At 58.5% G+C, this 14,381-nt stretch carries 16 protein-coding genes; 4 read left to right on the plus strand and 12 right to left on the minus strand.

Annotation, left to right across the window (positions count from 1 at the left end; genetic code table 11):
• Positions 1 to 28: 28 nt before the first annotated feature.
• Positions 29 to 2,662, plus strand: coding sequence for an excinuclease ABC subunit UvrA (locus tag HU718_RS13545; RefSeq protein ID WP_186616022.1), 2,634 nt, complete (start codon positions 29 to 31; stop codon positions 2,660 to 2,662).
• Positions 2,663 to 2,896: 234 nt separating this feature from the next.
• On the opposite strand, the gene HU718_RS13550 is transcribed toward HU718_RS13545, so the two are convergent.
• Genes HU718_RS13550 through HU718_RS13575 form a run of 6 tightly spaced genes read right to left on the minus strand, consistent with a single transcriptional unit; the run spans position 2,897 to position 8,322 of the window.
• Positions 2,897 to 4,840 carry a PAS domain-containing hybrid sensor histidine kinase/response regulator gene (locus tag HU718_RS13550; RefSeq protein ID WP_186616021.1) on the minus strand — a complete coding sequence of 648 codons (1,944 nt, stop codon included), beginning with the start codon at positions 4,838 to 4,840 and terminating at the stop codon, positions 2,897 to 2,899.
• Positions 4,830 to 5,705, minus strand: a complete 876-nt coding sequence (locus tag HU718_RS13555; RefSeq protein ID WP_077573176.1) for a sensor histidine kinase — start codon at positions 5,703 to 5,705, stop codon at positions 4,830 to 4,832. Before HU718_RS13555 ends, HU718_RS13550 begins: the two co-directional genes overlap by 11 nt.
• A complete protein-coding gene (locus HU718_RS13560; protein WP_150752100.1) occupies positions 5,698 to 6,708 on the minus strand; it encodes an ATP-binding protein in 1,011 nt (336 codons plus the stop codon). Before HU718_RS13560 ends, HU718_RS13555 begins: the two co-directional genes overlap by 8 nt.
• Positions 6,705 to 7,109: an anti-sigma regulatory factor gene (locus HU718_RS13565; RefSeq protein ID WP_186616020.1), complete on the minus strand. Its 405-nt coding sequence runs from the start codon at positions 7,107 to 7,109 to the stop codon at positions 6,705 to 6,707. Before HU718_RS13565 ends, HU718_RS13560 begins: the two co-directional genes overlap by 4 nt.
• Positions 7,106 to 7,468: an STAS domain-containing protein gene (locus HU718_RS13570; RefSeq protein WP_007912539.1), complete on the minus strand. Its 363-nt coding sequence runs from the start codon at positions 7,466 to 7,468 to the stop codon at positions 7,106 to 7,108. Before HU718_RS13570 ends, HU718_RS13565 begins: the two co-directional genes overlap by 4 nt.
• Before the next feature lie 2 nt (positions 7,469 to 7,470).
• On the minus strand, positions 7,471 to 8,322 hold the full coding sequence (locus tag HU718_RS13575) for an STAS domain-containing protein (RefSeq protein ID WP_102901936.1): 852 nt from the start codon (positions 8,320 to 8,322) through the stop codon (positions 7,471 to 7,473).
• Positions 8,323 to 8,571: 249 nt separating this feature from the next.
• On the opposite strand from HU718_RS13575, the gene HU718_RS13580 reads away from it, so the two are divergent.
• Positions 8,572 to 8,841 carry a hypothetical protein gene (locus HU718_RS13580; protein ID WP_150705602.1) on the plus strand — a complete coding sequence of 90 codons (270 nt, stop codon included), beginning with the start codon at positions 8,572 to 8,574 and terminating at the stop codon, positions 8,839 to 8,841.
• 374 nt (positions 8,842 to 9,215) lie between these two features.
• Here the strand turns inward: HU718_RS13580 and HU718_RS13585 are convergent, their stop codons facing one another.
• Positions 9,216 to 9,737, minus strand: a complete 522-nt coding sequence (locus HU718_RS13585; protein ID WP_016983387.1) for a DUF4142 domain-containing protein — start codon at positions 9,735 to 9,737, stop codon at positions 9,216 to 9,218.
• Positions 9,738 to 9,767: 30 nt separating this feature from the next.
• Positions 9,768 to 9,944, minus strand: coding sequence for a hypothetical protein (locus HU718_RS13590; RefSeq protein ID WP_186616019.1), 177 nt, complete (start codon positions 9,942 to 9,944; stop codon positions 9,768 to 9,770).
• On the opposite strand from HU718_RS13590, the gene HU718_RS13595 reads away from it, so the two are divergent.
• Together HU718_RS13595 and HU718_RS13600 are read left to right on the plus strand one after the other, a co-directional pair.
• The gene (locus tag HU718_RS13595) at positions 9,943 to 10,185 is read left to right on the plus strand and encodes a DUF465 domain-containing protein (protein WP_150730709.1); all 243 of its coding nucleotides are present in this window, start codon (positions 9,943 to 9,945) and stop codon (positions 10,183 to 10,185) included. The two genes, HU718_RS13590 and HU718_RS13595, sit on opposite strands and share 2 nt — an antisense overlap.
• 96 nt (positions 10,186 to 10,281) lie before the next feature.
• Positions 10,282 to 10,446, plus strand: coding sequence for a hypothetical protein (locus HU718_RS13600; RefSeq protein ID WP_007912545.1), 165 nt, complete (start codon positions 10,282 to 10,284; stop codon positions 10,444 to 10,446).
• A 133-nt stretch (positions 10,447 to 10,579) separates the two neighbouring features.
• Here the strand turns inward: HU718_RS13600 and HU718_RS13605 are convergent, their stop codons facing one another.
• From HU718_RS13605 to HU718_RS13620, 4 genes are all read right to left on the minus strand, one after another.
• Positions 10,580 to 11,656, minus strand: coding sequence for an SMP-30/gluconolactonase/LRE family protein (locus tag HU718_RS13605; protein ID WP_186616018.1), 1,077 nt, complete (start codon positions 11,654 to 11,656; stop codon positions 10,580 to 10,582).
• Entirely contained in the window at positions 11,653 to 12,798 is a 1,146-nt protein-coding gene (locus HU718_RS13610; RefSeq protein ID WP_186616017.1) for a sterol desaturase/SRPBCC family protein, read from the minus strand. The genes HU718_RS13605 and HU718_RS13610 overlap by 4 nt, the downstream gene beginning before the upstream one ends.
• Positions 12,799 to 12,999: 201 nt before the next feature.
• Positions 13,000 to 13,374 (minus strand): hypothetical protein, encoded by a 375-nt coding sequence (locus HU718_RS13615; protein ID WP_186616016.1) that lies wholly within the window; start codon positions 13,372 to 13,374, stop codon positions 13,000 to 13,002.
• A 3-nt stretch (positions 13,375 to 13,377) separates the two neighbouring features.
• Positions 13,378 to 14,223 carry a ParA family protein gene (locus tag HU718_RS13620; RefSeq protein ID WP_186616015.1) on the minus strand — a complete coding sequence of 282 codons (846 nt, stop codon included), beginning with the start codon at positions 14,221 to 14,223 and terminating at the stop codon, positions 13,378 to 13,380.
• Positions 14,224 to 14,381: the final 158 nt, after the last annotated feature.

Genomic DNA, 14,381 nt, shown 5'->3' on the forward strand with positions numbered 1-14,381 from the left:
CTGAACATTCCTTTATCAAGGCAGGTCGATGACTTCCAAACGCACCTCCAAAGCACCCGCCGGCATGGTCCGAGTGCGCGGCGCCCGTGAACACAACCTTAAGAACGTTGATATCGACATTCCTCGCGATGCGCTGGTGGTGTTCACCGGGGTGTCAGGTTCGGGCAAATCCTCGTTGGCCTTCTCGACCTTGTATGCCGAAGCCCAGCGCCGCTACTTCGAATCGGTGGCACCGTATGCGCGACGGCTGATCGATCAGGTTGGCGTGCCGGATGTCGACTCCATCGAAGGCCTGCCACCAGCCGTGGCCCTGCAACAGCAGCGTGGCACGCCGAGTACACGTTCGTCGGTGGGCAGCGTGACGACGTTGTCGAGCCTGATCCGCATGCTGTATTCGCGCGCCGGGAGTTATCCGCCGGGGCAGCCGATGTTGTATGCCGAGGACTTTTCGCCGAACACGCCACAGGGTGCCTGCCCGGAGTGCCATGGCCTCGGTCGCGTCTACGAAGTCACCGAGGCGCTGATGGTGCCCGATCCGAACCTGACCATCCGCCAACGTGCGGTGGCGTCCTGGCCGCTGGCGTGGCAGGGGCAGAACCTGCGCGACATTCTCGTAACCATGGGCATCGACGTCGACATCCCGTGGAAAAAACTGCCGAAAAAGCAGCGCGACTGGATTCTCTTCACCGAAGAAACCCCGACCGTGCCGGTGTATGCCGGGCTGACCCCGAAAGAAACCCGCGTCGCCCTCAAACGCAAAATGGAACCGAGTTATCAGGGCACGTTCACCGGAGCCCGCCGCTACATCCTGCACACGTTTACCCATTCGCAAAGTGCGCTGATGAAGAAACGCGTCTCGCAGTTCATGCTCGGCAGTCCTTGCCCGTTGTGTGACGGCAAGCGCCTCAAGCGTGAAGCGTTATCGGTGACGTTCGCCGGGTATGACATCGGTGAGCTGTCGCAGATGCCATTGTTGCAAGTGGCCGAAGTATTGCGGCCGGTGGCGGCGGCCAGTTATCTGCAGCAGGCTGAAGAAACCGGCGAGACCTTGAGCCACGCGCAAACCCGCGAGGCCCGCCAGCAGCGCGTGGCCCATGGTGCCAGCGGCCACGGCTCCGCGCCGGACGTGCGTCACACACCAAACCTGTCGCTGGAAAAACGTCTGGCGGCGCAGCGCATTGCCGAGGATCTACTGGAGCGCGTCAGCACCCTGACCGATCTGGGCCTCGGTTATCTGGCGCTGGAGCGCAGCACGCCAACGTTGTCGTCCGGTGAGCTGCAGCGTTTGCGCCTGGCGACGCAACTGGGTTCGCAATTGTTCGGGGTGATTTACGTGCTCGACGAACCTTCCGCCGGTTTGCATCCCGCCGACGGCGAGGCGTTGTTCGAGGCCTTGCAACGCTTGAAGGCTGATGGCAACACGTTGTTTGTGGTCGAGCATGACCTGGAAACCATGCGACGCGCTGACTGGCTGATCGATGTCGGCCCGGCAGCCGGCGAGCAGGGTGGGCAGGTGCTGTACAGCGGCCCGCCGGCAGGTCTGGCCGTGATCGAAGCGTCGCAGACGCGGGCTTATCTGTTTGCCGAGTCGCAGCGCCAGACGCGCGTTGCGCGCAAGCCGACGGCGTGGCTGAAACTCGACGGGATCACTCGCAATAACCTGAATAATCTCAGTGCCGAATTCCCGCTGGGCTGCTTCACGTCAGTGACCGGCGTGTCCGGTTCCGGCAAGTCGAGTCTGGTCAGTCAGGCCTTGCTGGAACTGGTTGGCGCGCAGTTAGGGCGTCCGACGCTGGAAAGCGAACCGGAAGAACTCAGCCTCGAAGACGACGCCCCGCAGGTCAGCAGCGGCCAGGTCACGTCCGGGCTGGAGTCGATCAAACGCCTGGTGCAGGTCGACCAGAAACCCATCGGCCGCACGCCACGCTCCAATCTGGCGACCTACACCGGGTTGTTCGATAACGTCCGTAAGCTCTACGCCGCGACTGACGCTGCTCGGGCCGCAGGTTATGACGCCGGGCAGTTTTCCTTCAATGTCGCCAAGGGCCGTTGCGCCACCTGTGAAGGTGAAGGCTTTGTCAGTGTTGAATTGTTGTTCATGCCCAGTGTTTATGCGCCGTGCCCGACCTGCCATGGCGCACGCTACAACCCGCAGACCCTGGCGATTCTGTGGGAGGGCTTGAGCATTGCCCAAGTTCTGCAACTGACCGTCGATGAAGCGGTGACGGTGTTTGCCGGGCAAGCGGGGATTCGCCGTTCACTGGAAGTGTTGCGCGATATTGGTTTGGGTTATCTGCGCCTTGGGCAACCGGCCACGGAACTGTCCGGTGGCGAAGCGCAACGGATCAAACTGGCTACCGAGTTGCAGCGCAACCAGCGCGGCGCGACCTTGTACGTGCTCGATGAGCCGACCACCGGGCTGCATCCGCGTGATGTCGATCGGTTGCTGGAGCAGTTGGATGCGCTGGTGACGGCGGGGCATACGGTGATTGTGGTCGAGCACGAAATGCGCGTGGTCGCGCAGAGTGACTGGGTGATCGACATCGGGCCGGGGGCGGGGGATCAGGGCGGCAGGATTGTCGTGGCGGGTACACCGCAGAAGGTTGCGGCGAGCAAGAAGAGCCGGACGGCGCCGTTTCTGGCCCGGGCGTTGAGGCGGTAATTGCGTTGCTGTTACTGGCCTCTTCGCCAGCAGGCTGGCTCCCACAGGTTTTTGCGGTGAGCCCGGAATATGGGTACACCACAAGCCCCCTGTGGGAGCGAGCCTGCTCGCGAAAGCGGAGTGTCAGTCACAGATGAAGTCACTGATCTGACGCCTTCGCGAGCAGGCTCGCTCCCACATTGGATCTGTAATCTACAGAAGTATCTGTGGGAGCCTGCTCGCGAAGGCATTGGCTCAGGCGCCATCGAGCGTGCGGCGGACTTTGTCGAGCAGTTCACTGATCTGAAACGGCTTGACCAGCATGTCCATGCCGCTGCCCAGAAACACCTGGCGATTGATCGCCGTCTCCGCATACCCGGTCATGAACAGAATCGGCAATCCGTCTCGCCAATCCCGCGCCACATCCGCCAATTCCCGGCCGCTCATGCGCGGCAGGCCAACGTCGGTCAGCAGCAGGTTGATCGACGGATCATTCTGCAATCGCTCCAGCGCCGTTTCGATATCCGCCGCCTGGGTGCAGCGATAACCGGCGTCCTCCAGCACTTCAGTGACAAACATGCGCACCGATGGCATGTCCTCGACAATCAGTACATGCTCGCCGCCACCTTGCGGATCAACCACTGGCGCGGGGATGTCGGTGCCTGTCGGATCGGTGGTGGCCGGCAACATGATGGTCACTTCGGTGCCGCGCCGCGCGACGCTGCGGATGTGCGCATCACCGCCCGACTGACGGGCAAAACCATAGATCGTCGACAACCCCAGCCCGGTGCCCTGGCCCAACGGTTTGGTGGTGAAAAACGGATCGAAGACCTTGTCGATGACGTTGTGCTCGATGCCCGTACCGTCGTCGCGCACCGACAGCGCCACGTAGGCGCCATCGGCCAGATTCGGATCGCCGTGTGAGTACGCGGCGTAGGTGTTGACCCAGATATTGCCGCCCGCCGGCAGGGCATCCCGGGCGTTGATCACCAGGTTCAATACCGCACTTTCCAGCTGCACCGGATCGACCAGGGCGATGGCCGGTTTGTTGGTCAGTTCAAGCTTGAGGTTGATCCGTTCGCCGATGGTGCGCACCAGCAATTCTTCCAGCGAACGGACTTGCTCGTTGATGTCCACCGGCCGTGTATCCAGCGGTTGCTGACGGGCAAAGGCCAGCAAGCGGTGGGTGAGGGACGCGGCACTCATCGCTGAATTCAGCGCCGCTTCGGAATAAAACTGCACCTTGTCCAGACGCCCATCGACCACGCGTTTCTGGATCAGCTCGAGGCTGGTGATGATGCCGGTCAGCAGGTTGTTGAAGTCGTGGGCGATACCGCCAGTGAGCTTGCCCAGTGCGTCCATCTTCTGCACTTGCAGCAACTGCGCTTCGGCGCGCACGCGCTCGGCGACTTCCTTGGCCAGTTGCGTGGTGGTGTCATCCAGACGCGCCAGATGCGAGCGCTCGCGGTGGCGGTGCTCGGTAACGTCTTCGACGAAGACCAGGCTCAGTTCGGGCGTGCGGTACGGGGAAATCTGCCACTCGGTCTCGCGAATCTCGCCCTGCACACGCATGTTCAGCGTGCCTTTCCAGCGCTCGCCATCGACCAGGCGCAGGCGCAGTTCATTGAGGATCGCGCTCTGGTCCTCGGCGAAGCATTCACGCAGGGCTTGCGGATCCCGATTGTCGAGAATCAGTTGCGCGAAGGCATGGTTGCATTCATGTACCTTAAGGCTGGCATCAAGCACCGCGATCGGCGCGGACACATTGGCGAAAATTTCGCGGAACCGCGCTTCACTTTCGCGCAGGGCATTTTCCGTATCGCGCACCCGCAATAGCGTGCGCAGGGTCGCCAGCAGTACATCCGGGTCAACCGGGTGAATCAGGTAGGCATCGGCACCGGCGTCGAGGCCGGTGATGATGTCGCCGGTCTGGATCGACGCCGCGGACACATGGATCACCGGCAGCAGCGCGGTGCGCGCATCAGCGCGCAGAATGCGCACGATATCGAAGCCACTCATGTCCGGCAGATTGACGTCGAGAATCAACGCATCGAGTGCTTCGCTGTCGATCAGCGCGAGCCCGTCGCCGCCGGTCCCGGCCTCAAGGACTTCGTAACCGTGGCGCTCCAGCCGTCGACGCAGGGCGTAGCGGGTGGCGACGTTGTCATCGACGATCAATAGGCGGATGTCACGTTTCATCGACGTTCTCCAGAGCGATCGCCAACGGGATGATCACGAAAAAGGTCGAGCCGACCCCCGGCGCACTGTCCATCCCGACTTCACCGCCGAGCAGGGCGGCGAAGCGTTTACACAGCGACAGGCCCAGCCCGGTGCCGCGCAGACGTTTCTGCAACGGCGAGTCGACCTGGGAAAAGTCCTCGAACAATGCGCCATGCAGCTCGGCAGCGATACCGATTCCGGTGTCACTGACGGCAAATCGCACCTTGTCTGCACCTTCGAGCCGCGCGGACACCCGCACTTCGCCACGGGTGGTGAATTTCAGCGAGTTGGAAATGAAGTTGCGCAGGATCTGCGCGAGTTTCTTGTCGTCGGTGTACAGGCGCGGCAAACCGACAGGCTCTTCGAAAATCAGATCGACGGCGGAGGCATCGACAATCGGCCGGAACATCCCGCGCAGGGCGGAGAACAGGTCGAACATGTCGAACCACGCCGGGGAAATGCTGATGCGTCCGGCCTCGATCTTCGCCAGATCGAGCAGGTCATCGACCATGTCGCTGAGTTCGCGTGCGGCGGTGCTGACGAACGCCACCTGCTTGTGTTGTTCAGGGCTGAGCGGGCCGTCGAGTTCATCGGCGAGCAGGCTGTTGATGCTCAGGATCGAACCCAGCGGCGTGCGGAACTCATGGCTCATGTACGACAGGAAACGGCTTTTCAAGTCCGAGGCCTGGCGCAATTCCTCAGCCTGTATGTCGAGTTCGGCGTACAGGGCCAGCACGCCTTGGTTGGTTTCATCGAGTTCTTCGCGCAGGGCTGCAGTCTCGCTCTGCAACTGCGCAATCAGTGCGGCCTGTTCGGCACTGCTCAGAATGGGCGACTCAGCCATGGGCGGCCTCCAGGGCAACGACCAGCACCGTTACATCGTCGCGCCCGCGACAGAAATCGCGGTGCAGGACGCTGGCTATCACGGCGGGATGGCGGTGCACCAGACCGGGGTAGTCTTGAAGATTCCAACGGGACTGCAAGCCGTCGCTGTACATGATCAATAGATGTCCGTTCACGTGAGCATAGTCAAAGGGTCTGGCTTTCCGATACTGCACGCCGACAATGCCTGGGTGCGAGGCCAGTCCTCGGGACTTGTCGGCGTTGATCAGGCTGGCGCCGATGTTGCCGACGCCGGCAAAGGTCAGGCTGTCGCGCCGCGCATCGAACCGGGCAAACGCAACAGCGCCACCGCGAGTGCCGATCATGTCGCGGTGCATGTCCTCCATCAGCATCACCGGCTCGGCGAAAGGCATCAGGGCGAAAGTTTGTGCTCCGGCGCGGCCGGCGCGTTCGGCTTCTTCACCATGACCGAGGCCGTCGATGATCAGCGCGCTGACGCTGCCGTTGTCATACGCCAGGTGCCAGACATCGCCGCAGGCCGGATCGTTGTGCAGTGAGTGCTGGCTTATCCCAAAGCGCATGTCAGGCTCGCGATCCGTGCGCGGATAAAATCGCGCCAATAACACCGCGCCACGGGCATCGGCGTACACATCAAACACTTCGGTCTGACGCGATATCGAGCCGAGGCCGATGCCTTGGGTGCCGCCGGTAGAAAACCCGTCGGCCATGCAGGCCTGCAGATCAAACCCCTGAGCACGGTCGATGGCGAGCAGTTCAATGCCAAAACCATTGGCGCGCGGCAACACCCGCAGGTGCATTTCACCGTGGCTCGCGTGCTTGAGCACGTTACTCGCCAACTCCGTAGCCACCAGTGCCACGCGTCCGGCATCGCGCTCGTCAAAGCCATGTTGTTCGGCCAGTTGTTGCGCGGTGCGGCGGGCGTGGCCGATCTGGCTGCTGTCTTCGATCAGTAAAACCTGGGTCATCGACCCGCTGATATTCATGTCCATCGGGTAATCGTTATTCGGGTGCCCTTGCCGGGCTCGGTGTCCAGTTCGAACTCTTCGACCAGACGTTTTGCCCCGGTCAGGCCCAGGCCCATGCCGCTGCCGGAGGTCCAGCCGTCGGTCATCGCCAGTTTCAGGTCGGGAATGCCCGGGCCTTCGTCGCGAAAGGTCAGGCGCAGACCGACCTTGTGATCCTCATCGAGGATCTGCCAGTCCATGTCGCCGCCGCCACCGTAAACCATGGTGTTACGCGCCAGTTCGCTGACCGCCGTGACCATTTTGGTCAGGTCGATCAGGCGCATCCCGCATTCGGTGGCCAGCTTGCGTGCGGTCTGGCGCGCGAGCACGACATCCTGCTCGATGTTGATGGGTTGAGTACCGCTGCTGCGTACGGTCATTGCCGGTCTACTCGTTCCTGCAGCAGCTTCATCCCGCGCTCGACGTTCAATGCCGTGCTGACGCCGGGCAGGGTCAGGCCGAGTTCGACGAGTGTGATCGCCACCGCTGGTTGCATGCCGACCAGCATGGTTTCGGCGTCCATGATTTTCGACAGGCCGGAGATCGTGCTGATCATCCGGCCAATGAACGAATCGACCATGTCCAGCGCCGAGATGTCGATCAACACGCCACGCGCCGAGGTCTTGCTGATGCGCTCGGACAAGTCGTCCTGCAAGGTGAGGGCGAGTTGGTCATGCATGTCGACCTGAATGGTCACCAGCAGGAACTTGCCCATCTGGAGAATCGGAATACGTTCCATGCTTATACCGTCTTGACGAGGCTGACACCCAGACGGGTCAGGGCCAGTTTCAACGCATCGGCCAGATTGGCTTTGGTCACCACGCCTTGCAGGTCGAGGCCGAGGTGGACGATGGTTTGCGCGATTTGCGGACGCACGCCGCTGATGATGCAGTCGGCGCCCATCAGGCGGATTGCGGTCACGGTTTTCAGCAGGTGTTGCGCGACTAGGGTGTCGACTGTCGGCACGCCGGTGATGTCGATGATGGCGATTTCCGAACCGGTGTCGACGATGCGTTGCAGCAGCGATTCCATCACCACTTGCGTGCGCTGCGAGTCGAGGGTGCCGATCATTGGCAGCGCCAGCACGCCGTCCCACAGCTTGACCACCGGGGTCGACAGCTCCAGCAGTTCTTCCTGTTGACGCTTGATCACCGCTTCGCGGGATTTCTGGAAGGTGCGGATGGTGTGCATGCCGAATGCATCAAGCAGCTCGGAGACTTCCCAGAGTTGTTCGGCGAGCAGCGCCGGCTGGTCTTTGTAATGGCTCTGCAGCAGGTTAAACAACGGGCCTTTGAGGGCGAAGATGAAACTGGCGGTCTGCTGCGAATCCTGGCCGAGCAAGGCGCGGCTGTGGGAGAGCTTCTCGAGGAACTGGCGGGTGGCTTCCCAGCCCGGTGCGGCAATGTTGGTGCCGTTGTCGTTCTCGATGCCACTGACCACCAGTTGCAGGAATTCTGTGGTCTGTTGCTGCAGATCGTGGTCTTTCAGGTTGCGGGTGGCACCGCTGGCTTGCAGGCCGTTGATCCATTCGCCCAGCAGTTGTGCTTGTTTGTTTTTCATCGCATCGAGTGTGCTGTTCTGCAGTGCTGCCATGTGCCTGTTGCTCCGTCGCGAATTGGGGGGCGATCGTGAAAATGATCGCCGCGAAGTGATCGACATTTGCCGTTCGAAATAGTTGTTCGTTCTTGCACGTATATTTTTGATCTGGCGCAAGGAACGTCCCGGTAACTCTAGTCGGCGTGGCCGGGCGCGGCGAAGTTTTGAACGTTGGCGTGGGGCAGGCTTCGAATCTTCAAGGCCCGGCGGGTTTGCGCCGGGCTGGTTTTGACGAACGAGGTGGTCATGAACGAGCAATCGCAAAATCAGCAGAAACCCTCCGCCGAGCCGATCAACCGCAACGACCCGGCGATTGACCCGCAGGTGCCGGGGCAAGCGGTGCCGACGCAGCAACAGGGCGATGACGGTCAGGCGCAGAGTGCGGATCCGGTGGTGGATCAAAAGAACAAGCACACGGACAACGACAATGAATTCAGTCCGGGCTTCGAACCGCAGCCGGATCGGGCGAAACCGGGGGAGGAGACGGATGCCGATATTGATACGGATGGCGGTTGATGTTCGGTGGAGATGACAAGGCCGCATCTTATGGATGCGGCCTTTTTTTGCTTTGGATTTGTGGTGTTGCTGAGATCGATCCCCCTCACCCCAGCCCTCTCCCCCAGGGGGGCGAGGGGGAAAGGGAGCCGATTGGGGGATGTTCAAATCCTGCGTTCAACCCAAGACTTTCAGGTCGGCGTAACTCGAACATTCAACCCGCCCGAATCCCTCTCGCTTGCTCAAAGGGAAGGGGAGCCGATCGGGGGCTATTCAGAACCTGAGTTCGAAGCAAGACTTTCAGGTCGATGTAACTCGAACATCCACCTCGGTCGGCGCCCTCTCCCTCCGGGCGGTCCGACGTTTCGGGAGGGCTGGGGTGAGGGTAAGGCTTTTTACTTGCTCGGATGTTTGGCCTGCAGCTCTTTGGCAGCCGCGAGATGTTTTTCCAGCCCCGGCAGCATTTTCTGCGCAAACGCTTTCAGTTCAGTCGCGCCTTTGACCTTGTCATCGGTCACGGTATTGGCTTGCTTCTTGAACAGCTCAATAGTCTCTTCGTGCGCCTTCACCTGATTGTTGGCGTACGCCGCGTCGAAAGATTCATCACGCACTTCGAGGATTTTTTCCTTGGCCTGTTTGACCAACGTCGTGGTGTCCGGAACTTCGATGTCGTTAGCTTTGGCAATGGTCGCCAGCTCATCGTTGGCCTTGCCATGGTCGGTGATCATCATATTGGCGAAGGCCTTGATGTCAGCCGATTGACTTTTTTCCAGGGCCAGACGACTGGTTTCGATTTCGGCAATGCCACCGGCCGCGGCGTTATCGACAAAATCATTGTCAGTCGCAGCGAAGGCGCTGCCCATACCGCTGCTCAAAGCGACAGCCAAAACCAGATGACGCAGGTTGAATCCGTCCATTGGTGTATCTCCACGCAGTTTTTGTTGGTGTTAAGCAATGGAGGCAATGCGGGGAACAAAGGTTTGATCGCATTTGCGACAGGGCGACGAACGGGCACCGCTGGTCTGACAGGTGGTCGACAGAACCGTGCAACCGAGGCCATTCTGATAACTGGCCAGCGCAATCGGTCGCGTTGGCCAGCCGATCAACTGACGGAGGTGTTCCATGCCGGTTCCCCATGACCTGTTTCAGGACTTGAGTTGCACGAAGGAAGAGATCCAGCAAAAACGCATCCAGGATCCACGATTGGATTCACTGATCAACAAGTATTCCCAAGCCGATGCCGATGTGGTCAAAGCCGAAACGGCCACCTCAGATGCTCCCACCGACGACGCATTGAAAAAGCTCAAAGAGAAGCGCCTGAAGGTCAAAGACGAAATCGTCAGCCATTTGCAGGCTCCGTCCTGATCCGCCGACCTGCGGTTGCGGATTGACGGGAACGACAGCCACGAGCGGCACCTCGAATGTACAGAGTCTTCCATCCGACTCATTGCGAGGTGCCTTATGAACGATCCCAAATTCCCCAGTGAAGAGCAGGGCGCATTCGACCCGGTTCCCACGCATCCCGAACCCAATAGCCCGGCGCATACCACGGCCAATCCCGAAGAGCCGGATGAGGATCTGCCTGAAGACGAAGATCCGGACAAGTTCGATAAATCGAGTAACTGACAGACCGCTTTCGCGAGCAGGCTCGCTCCCACAAGGTTCTCGGCTGACCACAGCATTTGTGGTCAACACAATCCAATGTGGGAGCGAGCCTGCTCGCGAAGGCGTCAGTCCATGCAACACAAAAAGATCAGGTTCACTTAAGGGCCGCATCCAACGGCATCCGTGCCATATGCGTCGCCTTCAACGAGCCAAAATACAACCACGACCCATACTCGCGCACCGTGGTGATCGGCGAGTAATTGCCACTGCTCGCGTCCTGCAAATTGGCAATCACCTTGCCGTCCAGATCCAGCCCCAGCACAAACCCGCGCTTCTCCTCCGGTTTAGGCAAAACCGTCAGCGCCCGCACGATCATCTTGCGCACGAACGGATGCCCGGCGGTGCCATCAAGCAGAGCATTGCGCGGCGCATACAACGCCACCCAGAACCGGTTACTGCCATTGAACGCGAGGTTGTCCGGCAGCCCCGGCAGGTTGTCGATAAACAGGTCATGAGTACCGGCTTTCGGCCCGGTCAGCCAGTAACGGCTGATACGATAGGCGCCGGTTTCGTTGACCAGCACATAGGCATCGTCCGGGCCGAGGGTGACGCCGTTGGCGAACTCAAGCTTATCGAGCAGCACACTGGTTTTGCCGCTCTGAAAGTCATAGCGCAGCAGACGTCCATCGCCGCCGTGCTCAATGACCGCCTCGCCGTCATGGCCATAACCCCAGCGACTGGAAGCATCGCTGAAATAGGCGTAATGCCCTGACTTGTCGATGGCCACGTCATCAGTAAAACCGAAGGCCAGTCCATTGGCCTCCGTGGTCAAAGGAACCAGCTGACCTTGCGCATCAAGGGACAGCAAACCCTTGACCCCGTCGGCGATCACCAGCAAGCCGTTCGGATGTCGGGCCAAGCCCAGCGGACGGCCACCGGTGTCGGCGAGTACTTTGCGTTGCTGGCCGTCGAGGCTGGTGCGGATCAGTCGGCCGTCGTGCAGGCCGGTGATCAAAAAGTCACTTTCCAGCAGCAAGGCTTCTGGCCCTTCGATGTCGCTCGGCCCGACCTGCGCTATGCCTTTGAGTTTCTGGTTCTCGGCATATATACCTTCTGTCAGCGAAGGTGCTGGCGGCGGTGTCCAGGCCACCGGTTCGACTTTGGTGGGCATCAACAATAAGAACGCGATGACGATGAGCACCAGCAGCAACAGCAGATGTCGTAGCTTCACGCGCTGGCCCTCGCCGAGGCCAGGTATTGCGCGGCCATGTCGCGCAGCGCCAGCATCGACGCGGCGGATTCGCGCTCGATGCGGCGTTTGAGCAGCAGGTGATTGGCGATGCGCATGGCCAAACCGTCGAAGCGATAATCCAGCGTGCGCACGAACCGCGTGCCGCTGCCCTCGGCGGTACATTCATACGTCAACAGCAGCGATAATCCATGATCACCTTGCGCCCGCGCGCACCAGCGCCAGCCGGGCAAGTACTCAGTGACTTCCCAGCTTAAATGGCCTTCACGTCCACCCGCGTGAATGTCCTCTTCAAAGCGCGAGCCGGCATGCAGTGGGCCGTGGGCGCCGTCGATCTTCAGCGACGAGGGGTGCCACTCCGGCCAGCGACCGACACTGGCGGCGTAGGCAAGCACAGCATTGGGTTCGCCAGCGATATCGACGGTGTGCTGCATGCGGGTCATGGGCATTCTCGCGTAGCTCAAAGGGGCGGTTTCCGGCTCCCAGTAAAGGGTGCCGAACAGGTAGTCCATCAGCGGCAGGACGATGTTGAAATTGCTCTGCTGCATGCGCTCGCGGCGGTGATGCAGCTCGTGCAAGCGGCGCATCTGGCGGATCCATGGCAGGCGCGCCAGAGGATTGTCTGCCGGCAAATGCTCGCAGGCATGAAACACCTCGTAAGTCAGATAACCCAGCACCATGCAGCCGCCGAACAGTCCGGCGACGTTGGCGTTTACCTGTGCCAACAGCCACCACAGCGGCAGGGTAATCAGCAGTGTGTGCAGCACGATCAGCCAGGCAGGGAACAGGATCACCCGCCAGTCGCGGGCACTGTCGTAGGTCATGTGGTCGGGGGTGAAGAAACTGTGATGATCGCCGGCATGCCGGGCGTAGAACATTTTTGCGAAGGTTTTTTTGTGGTGACCGAGATGGCGATGGACCATGTACACGCCGAAATTGAACAGCAGCAGGGTCAACGGCAGCGTCAGCCATTCCAGCAGGCTGACCTGCTGCACGCTGCTCCAGAACGCACCTATGGCCAGCACGCCGAACAGCAGCACGAAGGCGCCGTGCAGCCACGGGTTGTACAGCGGATGAATGGCCGCGCGGTAACGGCTGCGGAATGTCTCGGTGGTCTGCCTCACTGCGTCACCTGCGGGTATTGTTGTTATACCCGGCAGATTAGCCGATCCGGCCGTTTGTGCAGGCCGGACCTCGGTGTCACATGCGCCATGCTCCGGTGCAAAACTGCCTTTCTTTTGAGTTGATTTTTTTCGTATTTTTTGTCGCTGGTTGTATGTTGTTGAACTGGCTGCGAGCGGTTTGGGTACGCAGCCATTTTTCATTTATTCTTGATTGATGAAGACGTCCTTAGTTCTTTTTGTTACGTGGTCTGCGATAAACTCTGAAAGTTTTTCATTGGATGTAAGTTTTGTGGCTCCAATGCTGTATTTTTTGATGATGTATTTTAGTTCTTCTTTGTTCATTGTAATCAATTCTTTCTCGATCTCGCTTTTCTTTTTTTCTTTGAATGCTTCAAAAATATTGAGGTTCTGGATTTCCTCTCGAACCACTTCCTTTTCTTTTTGCTCTTTCTGGTTCTTTTCGTAGTACGGTCTTAGGAGGTTCAGAAGGATTTCTGGATTCTCCTCCAAAGTCGTTCCTAGTTCTGAAAGGACTTTTCCAAATATCTCGATATCTTTTTTGTTGATGCTTTTCATGCACTATACTCCTACCCGACGAACGAATTCGTCAGTGAGATTCGTAATAATGTTTTTCGTATCTTGAAAGTCCGATTTTCTTTTTGCGGTAGCGGAAGTTATGAACGGCCTAGAGTCAACTGGAGCCTCAGCCACAGAAATTCGTTGAGGGAAATCATTTTCGAAAACGACTTCACTATTATCGCCGGACCGAAGTTCAGTCATAGTGGACTTATGTAAATTCGTTCTGTAGTCGACTTTAGTAAAGATTATGCCCGCCAAATCGATTTTGCAGCTGTGCTTTCTTTTTTTGAAGGAATTGATTCTATTTAGAATTAAGCTAATGCCAATTTTGGATAGGATGTCCGGGACTGTTGGAACAACATAAAAATCGCTTATGCTAATGCCGTTTAAAGTGATTGCTCCCAAGTTTGGAGGGCAGTCGATTAATATATAGTCGTAGTCTACTTTGATGTTTTCGATGATGTTTCCGAGTACGTCTACATGGCTAACGTATGCTTTGTTGTCCATGTCAGGGATGTCGTCTTGAATCTCAACCAGATGTATACTTGATGGCAGCAGGTCTAGACCTTCGATGTCTGCCACGTCTTGTAGGATTGCTTTGTCTATATCGAATTGACTTTCTCCTTTTAGCATGTCGTTGAACATGTGGTAAAGAGTTTGTCCGCTGTCATGTCGCTCTTGCCACTCTTCTTGATCTATAAGCGAAACTGTGGCGTTGGTTTGTGGATCTAAGTCAATTACTAAAACTTTGTAGCCGTCCGTTGCAAGTGTTGCAGCAATATTTACTGTTGTAGTGGTTTTTCCAACGCCGCCTTTGAGATTTATAAAGCTTACTGTTTTTGTCATGACCTTGTCCTTTTGGTATGCTTTTCAGTTTTTATGATTGCTACGGAGCTGGATTTTCTCGGAGATCAGACTCTCTGTAGCTATTTGACGCTACTATTTTGCCATCGCTCAGTCTAGAGCTTTCATCATGGAAAACTCCGAAAACAGTAGCTGATCGC

This window comes from Pseudomonas tensinigenes (assembly GCF_014268445.2).
Taxonomy (GTDB): Bacteria; Pseudomonadota; Gammaproteobacteria; order Pseudomonadales; family Pseudomonadaceae; genus Aquipseudomonas; species Aquipseudomonas tensinigenes.

Bases quoted from the DNA above. Each gene is read 5' to 3' on its own strand.
- HU718_RS13545 (WP_186616022.1), top strand. From the start codon at position 29: ATGACTTCCAAACGCACCTCCAAAGCACCCGCCGGCATGGTCCGAGTG.
- HU718_RS13550 (WP_186616021.1), bottom strand. From the start codon at position 4,840: ATGAAACGTGACATCCGCCTATTGATCGTCGATGACAACGTCGCCACC.
- HU718_RS13555 (WP_077573176.1), bottom strand. From the start codon at position 5,705: ATGGCTGAGTCGCCCATTCTGAGCAGTGCCGAACAGGCCGCACTGATT.
- HU718_RS13560 (WP_150752100.1), bottom strand. From the start codon at position 6,708: ATGAATATCAGCGGGTCGATGACCCAGGTTTTACTGATCGAAGACAGC.
- HU718_RS13565 (WP_186616020.1), bottom strand. From the start codon at position 7,109: ATGACCGTACGCAGCAGCGGTACTCAACCCATCAACATCGAGCAGGAT.
- HU718_RS13570 (WP_007912539.1), bottom strand. From the start codon at position 7,468: ATGGAACGTATTCCGATTCTCCAGATGGGCAAGTTCCTGCTGGTGACC.
- HU718_RS13575 (WP_102901936.1), bottom strand. From the start codon at position 8,322: ATGGCAGCACTGCAGAACAGCACACTCGATGCGATGAAAAACAAACAA.
- HU718_RS13580 (WP_150705602.1), top strand. From the start codon at position 8,572: ATGAACGAGCAATCGCAAAATCAGCAGAAACCCTCCGCCGAGCCGATC.
- HU718_RS13585 (WP_016983387.1), bottom strand. From the start codon at position 9,737: ATGGACGGATTCAACCTGCGTCATCTGGTTTTGGCTGTCGCTTTGAGC.
- HU718_RS13595 (WP_150730709.1), top strand. From the start codon at position 9,943: ATGCCGGTTCCCCATGACCTGTTTCAGGACTTGAGTTGCACGAAGGAA.
- HU718_RS13590 (WP_186616019.1), bottom strand. From the start codon at position 9,944: ATGGAACACCTCCGTCAGTTGATCGGCTGGCCAACGCGACCGATTGCG.
- HU718_RS13600 (WP_007912545.1), top strand. From the start codon at position 10,282: ATGAACGATCCCAAATTCCCCAGTGAAGAGCAGGGCGCATTCGACCCG.
- HU718_RS13615 (WP_186616016.1), bottom strand. From the start codon at position 13,374: ATGAAAAGCATCAACAAAAAAGATATCGAGATATTTGGAAAAGTCCTT.
- HU718_RS13620 (WP_186616015.1), bottom strand. From the start codon at position 14,223: ATGACAAAAACAGTAAGCTTTATAAATCTCAAAGGCGGCGTTGGAAAA.